The sequence below is a fragment of the Pseudomonas sp. NFX183 genome (genome assembly GCF_047943075.1).
Classification (GTDB): domain Bacteria; phylum Pseudomonadota; class Gammaproteobacteria; order Pseudomonadales; family Pseudomonadaceae; genus Aquipseudomonas.
This window is the reverse complement of record NZ_CP181333.1, coordinates 1,935,249-1,951,662: the sequence shown is the minus strand read 5'-3', so window position 1 is coordinate 1,951,662 and position 16,414 is coordinate 1,935,249. Positions and strand designations below refer to the sequence as shown.

Here is a 16,414-nt window from a genome sequence, read left to right as displayed (position 1 = left end):
CCCGCGCCACCCATCACAAATTTGTTTCAAAACTTGACTGCTTTGGACGCATCCACCATATTGATAGTTAGCAAACTAACTGTATGCGAACAATCCAGTGCCTCATACCCTCGAACAACTCCAGATGAACCTCAGCAGCAGCATGGTGGTGGGCGCCCGCAATTGGCGCAAAATCTGCCAGACCACGCTGGTGAGCTACGGTATTTCCGAAGCCTGCGCCGTGCCGTTGTTGATGATCGGCCGCTTGGGCGACGGTGTGCACCAAGTAAAAGTCGCCCAGGCCTCCGGCATGGAAAGCCCGTCGTTGGTGCGCCTGCTTGATCAGTTGTGCGCCGGCGGCTACGTGTGCCGCACCGAAGACGTCCACGACCGTCGCGCCAAGGCCTTGAGCCTCACCGAGCGCGGCCGCGAACTGGTGCAAGCGGTGGAAGTGCAGCTGGTGCGCCTGCGTCAGGAAGTGCTGGCGGACATTGCCCACAGCGACCTTGAAGCCGCCCTGCGCGTGCTGCGGGCGTTCGAAGCGGCTGGGGTTGCAGCGCCTTGAACGGATTTTTTACCGGTTTTCCGCCAGCCCGCGATTGGTTCTACGGGGTACGGACGTTCGCAGCGTCAATGATCGCGCTGTACATCGCCATGCTCATGCAAATGCCACGTCCGTACTGGGCGATGGCCACGGTGTATATCGTCTCCAGCCCGTTTGTCGGTCCTACCAGTTCCAAGGCGTTGTACCGCGCCATCGGCACCTTCATGGGCGCAGCGGCGGCGGTGGTGTTTGTGCCGATGTTTGTGCAGGCGCCGTACGTGTTGGTGGTGGTGATTGCATTGTGGACGGGCATTTTGCTGTTCCTGTCCATGCACCTGCGCACCGCGAATAACTACGCGCTGATGCTGGCCGGCTACACCTTGCCGCTGATCGCCTTGCCGGTGGTGGATAACCCGCTGGCGGTGTGGGATGTGGCCGAGGCGCGTACCGAGGAGATCTTTCTTGGTATCGCCGTGGCGGCAGTCGTCGGCGCGATGTTCTGGCCGCGTCGCCTGATGCCGGTGTTCGATGGCTCGGTGACCAAATGGTTTGCCGATGCCCAGGTCTACAGCCTGCGTTTTCTCGCGCGCAACGTGCAGCCGGAAGAGGTCAGCACCTTGCGTGGCGGCATGGTCGCCACCTTCAACACCCTGGAATTGATGATCGGCCAGCTGCCCCACGAAGGCGCGCGGCCGCAGACCGTTCGCAACACCAAGGAACTGCGCGGGCGCATGATTCACTTGCTGCCCGTAGTGGATGCCCTCGACGACGCCCTCTACGCCGTCGAACACCGCGCGCCGGAGTTTCTCGACCGGCTCACGCCGGTGCTGGAGGCAAGCCGGCAGTGGCTGGAAAGCACCGTTGAAACCGCCCCGCTGGAAAGCTGGCGCGTGCTGCGCGATCAGGTCGATGCCCTGCAGCCCCAAGGCGAAGCGCTGGACGACCGCCACACACTATTATTCTCCAACGCGCTGTATCGCCTCGGCGAATGGATCGACCTGTGGCAAGACTGTCGCAGCCTGCAGGCCGCCATCCAGTGCGAAAGCCAGGACACCTGGCGCGCGGTGTACCGCCACTGGCGCCTGGGCCGGCTGACGCCATTTCTCGACCGTGGCTTGATGTTCTATTCGGCGTTTTCCACCGTCACCGCGATCATCGTCGCCTCGGTGCTGTGGATTCTGCTGGGCTGGACCGACGGCGGCAGCGCGGTGATCCTGGCGGCCGTGGCCTGCAGTTTTTTTGCCTCGATGGACGACCCGGCGCCGCAGATCTACCGGTTCTTTTTCTGGACCGCGATGTCGGTGCTGTTCGCCAGCCTTTATCTGTTTCTGGTGCTGCCTAACCTGCATGATTTTCCGATGCTGGTGCTGGCGTTTGCCGTGCCGTTTATCTGCATCGGCACGCTCACCGTGCAGCCGCGTTTCTACCTCGGCATGCTGCTGACGCTGGTCAATACCTCCTCGTTCATCAGCATCCAGGGCGCCTATGACGCGGACTTCCTGAACTTCGCCAACGTTAACCTGGCCGGTCCCGTGGGCTTGTTGTTCGCCTTTGTGTGGACGTTGATTGCACGGCCGTTCGGCGCCGAACTGGCAGCCAAGCGCCTGACCCGTTTCAGTTGGCGCGACATCGTCACCCTGACCGAACCTGCGACCCTCGCCGAACACCGGCACATGGCCGCGCAAATGCTTGACCGCCTGATGCAGCACCTGCCGCGCCTGGCCCTCACCGGCCAGGACACCGGCATCGCCCTGCGCGATTTGCGTGTGGCGCTGAACCTGCTCGACCTGCTGGCCTACTCGCCGCGTATCTACGGCGTGCCACGGGTACTGCTCAACCAGGTGGTGGAAGGCGTGGGCGGTTACTTCAAGGCCTGCCTGAAGGCGGGTGAACGCTTGCCCGCGCCGAGCGGTCTGCTGATGACCCTGGACCGCACGCGCCGCGCCCTCAACGGGCAAGGCCTGCAAGACGAAGACGACACCCGCCTGCATCTGCTGCACGCACTGGCCGGCTTGCGCCTGTCGTTGCTGCCTGGCGTGGAATTTATTGGCGGCACCGAAATGGAAGCGCCGCTGCCTGATGGAGCGCCTTTATGATCGGTGATCTGGATATCAGCGGGGTGTTCCTGCCCACGCTGCTGGTGCTGATGGGCATTACGTACGTGTTGTTTCTGGTGGTGCACGGGCTGTTGACGCGCATTCACTTCTATCGCCTGGTCTGGCACCGGGCATTGTTCAATGTGGGGCTCTACGCGCTGTTGCTGGGCGCGGTGGACTCACTCAGTCGATATCTGATGACATGAAAAAACCTTTTTTGACCATCGGCCGTGTTGTCCTGACGTTATTGATAGTGACCTTCGCTGTCGTCGTTGTGTGGCGCATGGTCATGTACTACATGTTTGCGCCCTGGACCCGTGACGGGCATATCCGTGCCGACATCGTGCAGATCGCTCCGGACGTGTCCGGGTTGATCCAGCAAGTCGACGTGCGCGACAACCAGCTGGTGACCAAGGGCCAGGTGCTGTTTGCCGTGGACCAGGACCGTTTCAAGCTGGCGCTGCGCCAAGCCCAGGCCGCCGTGGCCGACCGCCAGGAAACCCTGGCCCAGGCCAATCGCGAGTACAAGCGTAACCGCGGCCTGGGCAACCTGGTGCCAAGTGAGCAACTGGAAGAAAGCCAGTCCCGCGTGGCCCGCGCCCAATCGGCCCTGGCCGAGGCGCAGGTGACGGTGGACGCCGCCCAGCTCAACCTTGACCGCTCGGTGATCCGCAGCCCCGTGGACGGCTACGTCAACGACCGTGCGCCGCGCAATCAGGAGTTCGTCACCGCCGGGCGCCCGGTGCTGTCGGTGGTCGACAGCAACTCCTTCCACATCGACGGTTACTTTGAAGAGACCAAGCTCGACGGCATTCACGTCGGCATGGCCGTGGATATTCGTGTGATCGGCGACAACGCGCGCTTGCGTGGCCATGTGCAAAGTATTGTTGCCGGTATCGAAGACCGTGACCGCACCAGTGGCTCCAACCTGCTGCCCAACGTCAACCCGGCGTTCAGTTGGGTGCGCCTGGCCCAGCGAATTCCGGTGCGCATCGCCTTTGATGACGTGCCGGCGGACTTCCGCATGATCGCCGGGCGCACAGCCACGGTGTCGATCATCGATGACAAGACCGCCGCCAAAGAACACGCGCAGCAGGGAGAAAAACCATGAAACCGGCGGCGTTGCTGGCCACGGCTGGCTTGGGTTTGCTGCTGTCGGCCTGCCAGGTGGTAGGCCCGGATTACAAGTTGCCGGACAAGGCCGCTATCAACCGTGGCGACCTGCAAGGGCAGATCGCGGGCGAGGGCCACAACGTGGTGTCGGCGCCGGTGCCGGCGGACTGGTGGAAGCTCTACAAAGACCCGCGCCTGGACGAGCTGGTGCGTCAGGCCATGGCCTCCAACACTGACTTGCGAGTGGCCGCCGCCAACCTGCAACGCGCGCGTTTCCAGACCCAGGAGGCTGAGTCGGCAGGCGGCTGGAGTGCCGGTGCCAAGGCTGAGGCCCAACGTTTGCAGGAATCAGGTGAAGCGTTTTTGCTGACCGAGAAAGTCCCGGTCGGCAACATCGGCAGCGCCAGCATCAGCACCTCTTACCAGTTCGACCTGTTCGGCACCCTGCAGCGCGGCATCGAAAGCGCCCAGGCCACCACCGACGCCGCCCAGGCCGCCGCTGACATCGCGCGCATCACGCTGGTAGCGGATGTGGTGCGCTCCTACACCCAGGTGTGCGCGGCCAACGAAGAACTGGCGATCGCCAACGAGTCCCTCGACCTGCAGGCCCAGAGCACCAAACTGACCCAGCGCCTGCGTGACGCCGGGCGTGGTGATGAAACCCAGGTGACGCGTTCGCAAACCCAATACAAGTCGTTGCGCGCCGACATGCCGCGCTACGAAGCATTGCGCCAGGCGGGCTTGTTCCGGTTATCGATGCTGCTGGCCAAGCCGGTAGACCAACTGCCAGCGGGCACCGGCACTTGCGCCGAGCTGCCGCACATTGCCCAGTTGCTGCCGGTGGGCGACGGCGCGACCCTGCTCAAACGTCGCCCCGATGTGCGCCAGGCTGAGCGCCAACTGGCCGCCGCCACCGCGCGTATCGGCGTGGCCACCGGCGCGTTGTACCCGGACATCAGTATCGGCGCCACCGTGGGCACGGTGGGGCTGCTCGATGACTTGGGCACGCCGGCCACCAACCGCTGGGGCTTTGGCCCGTTGATCAGTTGGTCGGTGCCGACCAACGGCGCGCGTGCGCGCATTCATGAAGCCGAAGCCGCGACCCAGGGCGCCCTGGCGCACTTCGACGGCGTGGTGCTCAATGCCATCCGCGAAACCCAGACCGGCCTTGCGCAATACACCGCGCAGTTGCAACGCCGCGATGCGTTGGCCGATGCCGGCCAGTCTGCCAAAGAAGCGTCGCAGCAGACGCACCGCTTCTTCCAGGCCGGGCGCGCCTCGTTCCTGGCCGACCTGCAAGCCACGCGCACCTACACCGATGTGCGCGCGCAGCTGGCGGCGGCGAACACCCAGGTTGCCATGAGCCAGATCGATCTGTTCCTGGCGTTGGGCGGTGGTTGGGAAAGCGGACGAACGCAAGCGTCTCAGGCCAGCAAACCCTGAGCTAAAAGCTATGCTTTGTCAGGTGAGTCGCCGTGGCGGCTCACCTGACACTGCTCGCGTTTGCTCATGGGGATTCCAATAATGAAAAACCCTTATGCTCCCGCTTTCTGGTGCGTGTGCTTCGCACTGGTGTTGTTATCGGCTGCCTATTTCTACGGCGTCATGCTTGCCCATCAAATCGACAAGGCCATGGTGTTTCTCGACAGCGCGTGCCTGGTGATTGGCACGTTGTCCATTGGCGTGGTGGCGTGGGCGTCGTATCAAAATCAACGGGTGAAGAAAAAACTGCTCGAACAAGGCAAGACCCGCGTGGCGATCTGGGACACCAAAGTTGCCTTGCGCCGCGTCGAAACCGTGTTCGACCGCTATTTCTGGGGCAGCTACTGGCAGCCCGGGCGGACCTTCCAGGAAGTCATGGGCGAACTCACCGGCACCCCGCTGGAAAAAAGCCTCGAAGCCCTGAAAAAACAGTGCGTGCTGCTCGACCAGCAGGTAGCCGACGGTAGGCATTGGCTGAATAACGCACGGGAATTGTCCGACGTGGCCAACGCTATGGCACGCGAGCGCTACCAGCTGGATTTCTGCAACCCCAAGGCCGACACCCCGGGAAACGCCGTCATACACCGCGAATTCGAGGTGTTGGTGTACACCTGGACCGCACGTTTGAAGAGTTTTGATCATCAACTCGATGAGATTGAATTGGAGTACTCGTGAACCAACGGTTGACCTGACCCCTCTGAAAAGCTGGGCCGTTCGCGGCCGCCAGTGCTAATCTTCCCCCGTTTTCGGCGGGTTTGAGCCAACCCCTCTTGGGGTTCAAGGAAGACAGCCCACTTCTCACAGGATTTGATCAGGTCACTTCATGAATAAGCCAGCAGTCGTTCTTTTGGGTTTCGTTGTCGCCGTCGGCGTCGTCAGTGCAGGCGGCGCCTGGTACACCGGTAAGCAACTGGAGCCGGTGCTGCAGACCGCGATCCAGAACGCCAACAAGGAACTGCAGACCTCCATGGCCGGCGTCGACGGCAGCGTGAACCTGGAGCTGGTGTCCCTGGACCGTGGCCTGTTCAGCAGCACCGCTCACTACCGCCTCAAGGGTCAAGGCAGCGTATTCGGCGAAGAAAACCCGAACCCTGAGCTGCTGTTTGTCGACCACATCGAACACGGCCCGTTGCCGTTCTCGCGCCTGGTTTCGCTGAAGTGGCTGCCGGTTATGGCCACCAGTCACTATGAGCTGGAGAAGAACGCCACCACCGAAAAATGGTTCGCTGCCAGCAAAGACGTGTCGCCGCTCAGAGGCGTGGCCAATATCGGCTACAACCGTTCGGTCGATGGCAACGTCGAACTGCTGCCTCTGGAGCTCAAGGACGACAAGTCCTCGGTGAGCTTCTCCGGCGCCAACCTGGACTTCGACGGCACCGCCGAAGGCCAGAAGGTCAAGGCTGAAGGTTATATGAACAGCCTCAAGGTCGCGGTGATCGATGCCAACGGCGCGCCTTTTGAAGCCGAGCTGTCCGGCCTGACCGTGGCCAGCAACCTGGAAAAAACCACGTTTGGTTTCTACACCGGGCAAAACACCGTTGAGCTGACCGACACCAAAGTGACCTACGGCCCGCAGAAAGCCGTGCTGACCCTCAAGGGCTTCGAGCAGAAAGACACCAGCGAGACCAAGGACAACAACCTGGCCGGCCGCGTCGATTACAAAATCGACGAGATCGGTTACCAGGGCAAGCCTGTCGGTTCGGCCGCCATGGCCCTGAGCATGAAAAACGTCGACATCCCGGCCATGCTGGTACTGACCAAGCTGTATCAAGACAAGATGCAACCGGTGCAAGCCGCCGCCGCTGCTGGTCAGCCTGTGCCTGAGCTGCAACTGACCGAAGCCGAGCAGACCCTGGCCGAGGCCAACGTCAATCAGGTGCTGGCTGCCAAGCCGCAAGTGGCGGTGGAAAACCTGTCGCTGAAAACCACCCACGGCGAAAGCAAATTCAACCTGGTGGTCGACCTGACCAAGCCGGCTTCCATGGAGCTGCCGCCGGTTGAACTGGGCAAGCAGGTCATCGCGCTGCTGGATGCCAACCTGACCCTGTCCAAGCCAATGATCGGTGACGTCGCTGCATTGCAAGCGCAAGTGGGCGGCGTGACCGACCCTAAAGCCATCGAGCAGCAATCGCAGATGGCGGCCGAGATGGTCAGCGGCATGGCCGTCGGCACCCAGTTGGCTACCCTGGTGGGCACGGATGTGGTCTCCAAGCTGCATTACGCCAACAATGAAGTGACCTTCAACGGCCAGAAGATGACAGTTGAGCAATTCATCGGGTTTGTGATGGCCAAAGCCGGCGCGGTCAGCGGCGCGCAGTAAGATTTCTTACATCAGTAAGAAATAAATAATGGGGGAGCAGGGTTGCCTGGGGCAGCGGTCAAACAGTCGGCATACGGGCCGGCGGTGACCGGTCAGCCCAGGCAAGTCTGCTCCCCCATTGGCTTTTCTGTTGACGGGACAATTCTGAACAATTGTTCCGAATCGGACATATTCCTACATTCATAGGGGATAGTTCCTACAGGAAAGCTAGGCCGGGTCATCAGACGCCGGCACCCTGATGCAAACCGCTCAGGACCACCTATCGTTACAGCTTTCCGCGTGTAAGGAAGCTCACGATATGTTGCGAAACCTACCCATCAGTGCTTCAGGCCGGTTGCGACTGCTCATCGGGGCTGCCTTGTGCAGTCAATTGCTGATGCCCGGCCTCGCCCTGGCCGATCCGGCCTACGACGCGTTGATTATTCAGGCGCGTAACGGCAACTTCACGCCGGCCCTTACCCAGCTGCGCCAATTACCTGCCGAGCGCCAGACGCCAGGCCAGATCAGCGATCACATTGTGATTGCCGGCTGGGCCGGGCAAGACGCCGAAGTGCTGAAGGTGTACGAGGCGCAAGGCAAGAATCGCAACTTGACTACACAGGCGCTGGCCACGGTCGCCCGTACCTATCGCAATCAAAAGCAGTGGCCTCAGGCCCTGGCGGTTTATCAGCAGGCGCTGCTGCGTGAACCGAATAATATCGACCTGCAACTGGGCCAGGCCCTGACCCAGGCCGACGGTGGCCAAACCAACGAAGCGGTGCAACGCACCCGCGCACTGGTGGCGGCGCAACCCAATGACCCCAACCGCCGCATGGCCCTGGGCTACGCGCTGACCCGCGCGGGCTTGAACTACGACGCCCTGTTCGAGTTCGACCAGGCTTTTATCCGCGCGGGTGACAAACCCGAAGTGGTGCGCGAATACATCGTCGCCCTGCAAAAGGCCCGTTTGCCGGAGCCGGCCCTGCGCCTGTCGGCCAAGCACCCAGGCGTGCTCGATGTTGTGACCCAGCGCCGCCTGGAAGGGGACCTCGCCGCCGAACGTGTGCGCATGGCCGAGTACGCCACGCGCACCGAGAAAGAACGTTATGTGGTTGCTGATCGCGCCCTCAGCGACTACGACACACTGCTCGCCCGCTGGACCCCTGACCAGAGCGCCCATGACGACGTGGTGCGCTGGCGCATCGACCGCCTGGGCGCCCTCAAGGCACGCGCGCGCACCGCCGAGGTGATCCGCGAGTACGAAACCCTCACTGGCGAAGGCGTGCAGTTGCCGACCTACGCCTTGCGCTGGGTGGCTGCTTCCTACCTCGACCAGCGCCAGCCGGAAAAAGCCGAGCCGCTGTACCGCCAGGCGCTGACGGCACCGGACGCCGATCCCGGTGACCACGTCGAAGACAGCACCGCATTGTTTTACGCCCTGCTCGAAAGCGACAAGGTGATGCAAGCGCGCGAAGTCGCCAATAACCTGGCCACCAACCAGAAACCTCGCGTTGAACTCAAGGGCTTGCCCATCGGCAACCCCAACGACAGCTGGATGGACGCGCAGCAACTGGCGGCCCAGGCCGGCACTTACGGCGGTGACCTGCCAGGCAGCGAAACCGGGCTGGAAGCCCTGGTGGCGAAAGCCCCTGGCAACGTCGGCCTGCGCCTGGCCCAGGCCGATATGTACCGCGCGCGTGATTGGCCGCGGCGCGCCGAAGGCTCGCTCAAGGAAGTTGAAACCCAGGCTCCGCGTGATATCGGCCTGGAAGTGTCCCAGGCCTACACCGCCATGGACCTGCAGGAATGGCGGCAAATGGACGCGCTGACCGATGACGTGCTGGCGCGCAACCCCGACAGCCGCCAGGTGCAGCGCCTCAGCCGCCTGCGCGACGTACACGACATGGCCGAACTGCGCGTCGAAGCCTACACCGGTAAAAGCTACGGCGGTGGCGGTAATGATGATGTGGGCGCAGTGGCGGGCAGCCGCGACTGGGGCATCGAAAGCGTGCTTTACAGCCCGCCCATCGATGAAGACTGGCGCGTCTTCGCCGGCGCCGGCTACGCCACCGCAGACTTTACCGAAGGCACCGGCCAGCATCGTTTCCAGCGCGTCGGCGTCGAGCAGCGCACCCGCGACATGACCCTGGAAGCCGAGGTGTCCAACCACTCCTACGGTTATGGCTCCAAGCAAGGCGCGAGCGTGTCGATTGCCCGCGACATCAATGACAACTGGCAGTACGGCGGCAGCCTCGGTTACCTCCTGGCGACCACGCCGCTGCGCGCATTGAATGCCGATGTCACGGCCAACGGCGGCAGTGGCTTTGTCCGCTGGCGCGAGAATGAAAGCCGTGAATGGAAGCTGTCCCTGAGCCCGTCGCATTTCAGCGACGGCAACAACCGCCTCGAAGCGCTGCTCACCGGTCGCGAGGGCATCTACAGCTCGCCGCATGTGCAAGTGGACCTGGGCCTGGAGGTCGGCGCCAGCCGCAACACGAAGGACGACGTGGTGTATTTCAACCCGAAATCGGACTTCAGCGTGTTGCCCACCATGACGGTCAATCACGTGCTTTATCACCGCTATGAGACCCAGTGGAGTCAGCAGTTCCAGGTCGGTGCGGGCACCTATAGCCAGCGCGATTATTCCACCAGTGGGGTCGGCCTGATCGGCTATGGCCAACGTTTTCGCTGGAACGACGTGCTGGAAGCCGGCGCCAACCTGAGCCTGATCAGCCGCACCTATGACGGCGATCGCGAACGCGATCTGCGCCTGCTCGTCGACCTCACTTACCGTTTCTAAAAGAGCCTGAACATGACTGTCCTCAGCCGTTGTTTATTGGTCCTGGTTGTATTGCTGGCCGGCGCGTGCGCCCAGCAACCTGCGCCCTATACCCCACCCGCCGAGCGGCCGACACCTGCGCGTGAAGCGCCGTGGCCGAAAAACCATTTCCTGGGCATTGCCTACCACGACATCGAAGATCGCGACCCCGATCAGGCGGTGGTGGCGGTGCGCACCGAACGGTTGGTCGACCAACTGGCCTGGCTGCGCGAGAACGGCTACCGGCCGGTCAGTGTCGATCAGATCCTGGCAGCGCGCAGCGGTGGGCCGCAGTTGCCGCCCAAAGCCATCCTGCTCAGCTTCGACGACGGCTATTCCAGCTTCTATACCCGCGTGCTACCGATTTTGCGTGCCTATAACTGGCCGGCAATCCTGGCCCCGGTGGGCTATTGGATCGACACGCCGCTGAATAAACCGGTGGATTTTGCCGGCACACCGCGCGCGCGTTCCGACTTCCTGACATGGGAGCAGGTGCGCGAGATTTCCAAGTCGGGCCTGGTCGAAATCGCCGCCCACACTGACGCCAGCCACACCGGCATCCTGGCCAACCCACAAGGTAACCAGGAGCCGGCCGCCGCAACGCGACGTTATGACGCCGCCACTGGCACCTATGAAACCGAGGCGCAGTTCCAGGCGCGGATGCGCGCCGACGTCACGGCCATTACCCACAAACTGCGCGCCGTCACCGGCAAGGCGCCGCGTGTATGGGTGTGGCCTTACGGTGCCGCCGACGGCACCTCGTTGGCGGTCGTCGGCGAACAGGGCTACCAGATGGCCCTGACCCTGGACGACGGCCTCGACGACCTCGCCAACCTCAAAAGCAGCCCACGCTTCCTGGTGGCCTCCGACCCGGACGGCGAGCACTACGCCAACGCGATTGTCGGTACTCAGGCGCGGACCTCGATGCGCGTGCTGCACGTGGACCTGGATAACGTCTACGACCCGGACCCGGCCCAAGAGGCACGCAACCTCGACCAGCTGGTGCAGCGCGTGGTCGACATGGGCGCCAGCACCGTGTTCCTGCAAGCCTTCGCCGACCCCAAGGGTGACGGCCTGGTGCATTCGCTGTACTTCCCCAACCGCCATCTGCCGGTGCGCCGCGACTTGTTCAACCGCGTCACCTGGCAACTGCGTACCCGTGGCCACGTGGCGATCTACGCGTGGATGCCAGTGCTGAGCTTTGCGCTCGACCCTTCGTTGCCGCGTGTCACGCGAATGGACCCGAAAACCGGCCAGGTCGGCCTCGACCCGGACCAGTACAAGCGCCTGTCGCCGTTTGATCCGGCCGTGCGCCAGCAGATCGGTGAGATCTATGAAGACCTGGCGCGCAACACGGCCATCGACGGCGTGCTGTTCCACGACGACGCGGTCCTTTCTGATTTCGAAGACGCCAGCCCCGCAGCGCTCAAGACTTACGCCGCCAACGGCCTGCCGGGCAGCATTGCCGCGCTGCGTGCCGACCCTGCCGTGATGCAGCGCTGGACGCGTTTCAAGAGCCGCTACCTGATCGACTTTACCCAGGAACTGGCCGCAAAAGTGCGCGCCATCCGCGGGCCGCAGGTGCAGACCGCGCGCAATATCTTCGCCGAGCCGATGCTCAACCCGGCGAGCGAAGCGTGGTTCGCGCAGAACCTCGATGACTTCCTCCAGACCTACGACTGGACCGCGCCGATGGCCATGCCGCTGATGGAAGGCGAGACGCTGAAGAACTCCAACGCCTGGCTTGAAAAACTCGTGGCCACCGTCAAGGCCCGTCCCGATGCCTTGCAGCGCACCGTGTTTGAACTGCAAGCCAAAGACTGGCGCACCAAAGACGCGCCCGATATCGACGGCGCGCAGATGGCTGAATGGATGGGTGTGCTCAAACGCCAGGGGGTCAGGAGTTTTGGCTACTACCCGGACAACTTCCTGGAAAATTCGCCGGACCTGAAGACGGTACGTCCGGCCCTGTCCAACCAATGGAACCCTTGACCATGTTCGACAGAATCCTGGCTTTATTCGTGTTGGCGCTGGTGTTGGGTGTGCCCCTTGGCCTGATCTTTCTGGTCACCGGGCAGTTCCTGATGGACTTCGTGTTTTTCTACCCGCTGTTCATGTCGGCATTGTGGATCGCCGGCGGGCTGTACTTCTGGCTGCACTGGGAGCGTCACTGGCCGTGGAAGGAAGACACGCCGGCGCCGACCCTGGCCGGCAACCCGCTGATCTCGATCATCATTCCTTGCTACAACGAGGGCGATAACGCCGCCGACACCATTCATGCGGCGCTGGACCAGCTGTACCCGAACATCGAAGTGATCGCCGTCAACGATGGCTCCAAAGACAACACCGCTGCGGTGCTTGATGCCCTGGCGCTGGAACACCCACGGCTGCGCGTGCTGCACCTGGCGCAGAACCAGGGCAAGGCTGTGGCCCTGCGCATGGGCGCGGTGGCTGCGCGCAGTGAGTACCTGGTGTGCATCGACGGCGATGCCTTGCTCGACAAAAATGCGGCGGCCTACATGGTCGCGCCGATGCTGGACAACCCGCGCCTCGGTGCCGTGACTGGCAACCCACGCATTCGTACGCGTTCGACCTTGATCGGCCGGGTGCAGGTGGGCGAGTTCTCTTCGATCATTGGCTTGATCAAGCGCACCCAGCGGGTGTTCGGCCGCATCTTTACGGTGTCGGGTGTGGTGGTGGCGTTTCGCAAGAAAGCGCTGGACCGCATCGACTACTGGAGCACCGACATGATCACCGAGGACATCGATGTCAGTTGGAAGCTGCAACTCGATCACTGGGCCATCTTCTACGAGCCGCGTGCCCTGTGCTGGATCCTGATGCCCGAAACCGTCGGTGGCCTGTGGAAGCAACGCCTGCGCTGGGCCCAGGGCGGCGCCGAAGTGCTGTTCAAAAACATCCGTGGCATCTGGCAATGGCGCCATCGTTACCTGTGGCCGCTGTTGTTCGAGTACTGCTTGTCCACCGGTTGGGCCTTCACTTTCCTGCTCTCGGTGATCTTCTGGGGGCTGGGCAAATTCATGGTGCTGCCGCAGGCGATTGCCGTGGATTCGCTGGTGCCGCCGGCGTTTACCGGGCTGGTGCTGGCGATGGTGTGCCTGCTGCAGTTTGCGGTGAGCATTCTGATTGATCGGCGTTACGAAAAGGACCTGTGGAAAACCCTGTTCTGGACCGTGTGGTACCCGATGGTGTTCTGGCTGGTCAGTTTGCTCACCACATTGGTCAGCTTTCCCAAGGTGCTCTTCAACCAGCACCAGAAGCGCGCGCGTTGGGTCAGCCCGGACCGCGGTATTAAACCTAGCGAAGAGGAGGCGTGACGATGAAACTGGTCAGAACTCGCCAGAACACAGTGATGTGGATCATCGACGTGCTGCTCACCCTGCTGGCCTGGGCCGGGCTGGTCTGGCTGCTGGCACGCGGGATCGGCGCAATGCTGGAAACCCATGGCGGCCCGCGCATTGAAGCGCCGATTTTTGCGGCGCTCAACACCTTGCAGATCTACCTGTGGATCGCCTTGTTCAATGCGGTGATCCTGATCAGTTGGGCACGCTATCAACAGCGTCGCGGGCGCAAGTTTGCCCAGCGTCGCGCCGAAGCCAACGCGCTCAGCGATAAAAGCCTGAGTGAAAGTTTTAACTTGGGCGACGGCCACCTCGAGCAGTTTCGCAAGTCGGGTGTGCTGGTGATTCACAACGATGACGAGGGCGGCGTAGAAGATGTGAAGGCCCATGTTTCGCGCGACGTTGAGCGGCCAGGGCTGACCCTGGTGCCAGGGCAGGAAAAAGACAAAGGCGCAGGCTAATTGCCCCGTGCTCTTTACCCCGCGCTCTGTGGCGAGCGGTCTGTGTGGCGAGCGGGCTTGCCCCGCGTTGGGCTGCGAAGCAGCCCCAAACCTGACGCCACGATCTTCCTGACGTAACGCGGCGACACTGACCAGGGAACGCTTCACGCCCCAACGCGGGGCAAGCCCGCTCGCCACAAGAGGCGCTATTCCAGACTCATCCGATAAATGGGATCCAATTCACAAAACATCCGCGAACTTTTCTGTATTCCCCTGTACTAACCTAACTCGGTATTTAGTTGATGGCTAAGTAATGGCATCTGCTGGGTTGTTTGCCGAAGGGTTATCAAAAACAGTGGCCGCTTGTCGGAATAAAAGTTTCAACAACAAGCGCTTTCACCGTTTGATGATTATTTGTTGTTATTAATCAATGGGTTGCGGTTTTAATAAGTACGAATGCCCGACAAGTCCAGCTTCTTGGGCTAGCGCGAGTTCGATGTTAGTTTGCCGCCCCTTGATTTTCGATGGATCGAACATGTCTTTGTTATTGCCACGGACTCGGTATTTGCTGTGCACTTTCCTGCTCGCCTGTCTGGGCCTGAACAGCGCCACAGCCGCTCCCACGCCAGGGGATCAAGACTTGATCCGCGACCGGCAAAATCGCCTGCTCGAAGAGCAAGGCCGGCGCCTGCAAGAACTCCAGGACCTGCCCGGCAAAGAGGCCAAGCCCCAAGCCCCGGCGACGCCCGCTGACACCCGCTGTTTCCCAATCAAAGACATCGAGCTCAAGGGCGCCGACAGCCTGTCCGCTGCCGACCGCACGCTGTTGCTCAAACCCTATGTGGGCCAATGCCTGGGCGTCTCGCAGCTCAATGAGCTGCTTAAAGTCATCACCGACTATTACATCGCCAAAGGCCGCGTCACCAGCCGTGCCTACCTGCCGCAACAGGACCTGTCCAGCGGCCACCTGCAAGTGCTGGTGGTCGAGGGCAAGCTCGAAGCCTTGAGAAGCGCCGAAGGCAGCAACGTGACCGGTCGCGAGCTGGCCATGGCCTTTCCCGGCAAGGTCGGCGAGGCGCTGAACCTGCGCGAGGTCGAGCAACTGGTCGACCAGCTCAACCGTCTGCCGTCCAAACAGGCACAAATGGAACTGACCCCCGGCAAAGACGTGGGCGGCAGCGACGTGGTGGTCAAGAACACCGCGCAAAAGCCGTGGCGCGCCAGCCTGTCGCGCAATAACGATGGGCAAAGAAGCACCGGCGAGCAGCAATGGGGCGCGGGCCTGGAGTGGGACAGCCCGCTGGGGCTGGCCGACCAACTGGTGCTGCGCGGTGGTCATGACGCGATCAGCGACCACCAGAAAACGTCGAAAAACACCATGCTCTACTACAACGTGCCGTGGGGCTGGTGGAACTTCAGCTACACCTACAGCGAGAGCGATTACCGCGCGCTGGGTTACACCGACACCTTCAAGTTCAAGCAGTCGGGCGATAACGAAAACCACCAACTGCGCGCAGAGCGCGTGATTCACCGCGATGACGTGAGCAAGACCTCAGTCAACGTCGGTCTGGCTCACCTGCGCACCAACAACTACATCGACGACGCCCACCTCGAAACCAGCAGTAACCGCCTCAGCGAACTGCAATTTGGCATCAACCACGGCCGGCGCATCGGCAATGCCTTCGTCAACGTTGACCTGGGCGTGCAGAACGGCATCGGTGCATTTGACGCCCAGCGCGACGACCAGCATCGCGATCAGTACGGGCACCTCACGGCCACTCCCGATTACCGCAAATACACCGCCACCGTCAGTTATCTGCAGCCGTTCAGCCTGTGGGGCGAGTCGTTCAGCTTTACCAGCTTGGCCACCGGGCAACGCAGCGAAGACGTGCTGTTCTCGCCGCAACGCATCAGCCTCGGCGGCTCTTCTTCGGTACGCGGTTTCAAGGATCAGCAACTGTCCGGCGACAGCGGTGGCTACTGGCGCAATGAAGTGCGCTGGGCCCGCCCGGTCACGTTGGAATGGCTGCGCCCGGCCTTCGCCGAATACGGCACCAGCCTGGGTTACGACCAAGGCGTGATCCGCAACGACCGTTACAACGACGACTACCACGGCCGCGTTTCAAGCAACTCCGTGGAGCTGTTCGCCCGGGGCAAATACGTCAGCACCAGCGTGACGTTTGCTCACTCGTTAGAAAGGCCTGGGGTCGTGACGGAGCGCGAAGCACCGATCTACTTCCGCATGGATTTCTTCCTGTAATTCAACGCCCTGCTGCAACGAGAA

The 16,414-nt window shown here is 62.0% G+C and carries 12 protein-coding genes; all 12 read left to right on the top strand.

Features of this window, described 5'->3' with window-relative positions; translation table 11 throughout:
- The first annotated feature begins 124 nt into the window (after positions 1-124).
- The 12 genes from ACM530_RS09045 (at position 125) to ACM530_RS08990 (ending at position 16,390) form a co-directional block, all read left to right on the top strand.
- Complete coding sequence (locus ACM530_RS09045; protein WP_106577317.1) at positions 125-544, top strand: MarR family winged helix-turn-helix transcriptional regulator; 420 nt, start codon at positions 125-127, stop codon at positions 542-544.
- Positions 541-2,619 (top strand): FUSC family protein, encoded by a 2,079-nt coding sequence (locus ACM530_RS09040; RefSeq protein WP_145159627.1) that lies wholly within the window; start codon positions 541-543, stop codon positions 2,617-2,619. Before ACM530_RS09045 ends, ACM530_RS09040 begins: the two co-directional genes overlap by 4 nt.
- A complete protein-coding gene (locus ACM530_RS09035) occupies positions 2,616-2,825 on the top strand; it encodes a DUF1656 domain-containing protein (protein ID WP_016969155.1) in 210 nt (69 codons plus the stop codon). Before ACM530_RS09040 ends, ACM530_RS09035 begins: the two co-directional genes overlap by 4 nt.
- A complete protein-coding gene (locus ACM530_RS09030) occupies positions 2,822-3,730 on the top strand; it encodes an efflux RND transporter periplasmic adaptor subunit (RefSeq protein ID WP_145159629.1) in 909 nt (302 codons plus the stop codon). The genes ACM530_RS09035 and ACM530_RS09030 overlap by 4 nt, the downstream gene beginning before the upstream one ends.
- Entirely contained in the window at positions 3,727-5,175 is a 1,449-nt protein-coding gene (locus ACM530_RS09025; RefSeq protein WP_416364629.1) for an efflux transporter outer membrane subunit, read from the top strand. Before ACM530_RS09030 ends, ACM530_RS09025 begins: the two co-directional genes overlap by 4 nt.
- Positions 5,176-5,256: 81 nt before the next feature.
- The gene (locus ACM530_RS09020) at positions 5,257-5,889 is read left to right on the top strand and encodes an NADH:ubiquinone oxidoreductase subunit N (protein WP_119738334.1); all 633 of its coding nucleotides are present in this window, start codon (positions 5,257-5,259) and stop codon (positions 5,887-5,889) included.
- A gap of 148 nt (positions 5,890-6,037) precedes the next feature.
- Positions 6,038-7,534: a YdgA family protein gene (locus tag ACM530_RS09015; RefSeq protein WP_145159633.1), complete on the top strand. Its 1,497-nt coding sequence runs from the start codon at positions 6,038-6,040 to the stop codon at positions 7,532-7,534.
- Positions 7,535-7,832: 298 nt separating this feature from the next.
- The gene (pgaA, locus tag ACM530_RS09010; protein WP_404486238.1) at positions 7,833-10,313 is read left to right on the top strand and encodes a poly-beta-1,6 N-acetyl-D-glucosamine export porin PgaA; all 2,481 of its coding nucleotides are present in this window, start codon (positions 7,833-7,835) and stop codon (positions 10,311-10,313) included.
- 12 nt (positions 10,314-10,325) lie between these two features.
- Positions 10,326-12,323 carry a poly-beta-1,6-N-acetyl-D-glucosamine N-deacetylase PgaB gene (gene pgaB, locus ACM530_RS09005; protein WP_416364628.1) on the top strand — a complete coding sequence of 666 codons (1,998 nt, stop codon included), beginning with the start codon at positions 10,326-10,328 and terminating at the stop codon, positions 12,321-12,323.
- A 2-nt stretch (positions 12,324-12,325) separates the two neighbouring features.
- Complete coding sequence (gene pgaC / locus ACM530_RS09000) at positions 12,326-13,666, top strand: poly-beta-1,6-N-acetyl-D-glucosamine synthase (protein WP_124416133.1); 1,341 nt, start codon at positions 12,326-12,328, stop codon at positions 13,664-13,666.
- Between the two features lie 2 nt (positions 13,667-13,668).
- Complete coding sequence (gene pgaD / locus ACM530_RS08995; protein WP_106577326.1) at positions 13,669-14,151, top strand: poly-beta-1,6-N-acetyl-D-glucosamine biosynthesis protein PgaD; 483 nt, start codon at positions 13,669-13,671, stop codon at positions 14,149-14,151.
- Positions 14,152-14,665: 514 nt separating this feature from the next.
- Complete coding sequence (locus ACM530_RS08990) at positions 14,666-16,390, top strand: ShlB/FhaC/HecB family hemolysin secretion/activation protein (protein ID WP_416364627.1); 1,725 nt, start codon at positions 14,666-14,668, stop codon at positions 16,388-16,390.
- The last annotated feature ends 24 nt before the right edge of the window (positions 16,391-16,414 follow it).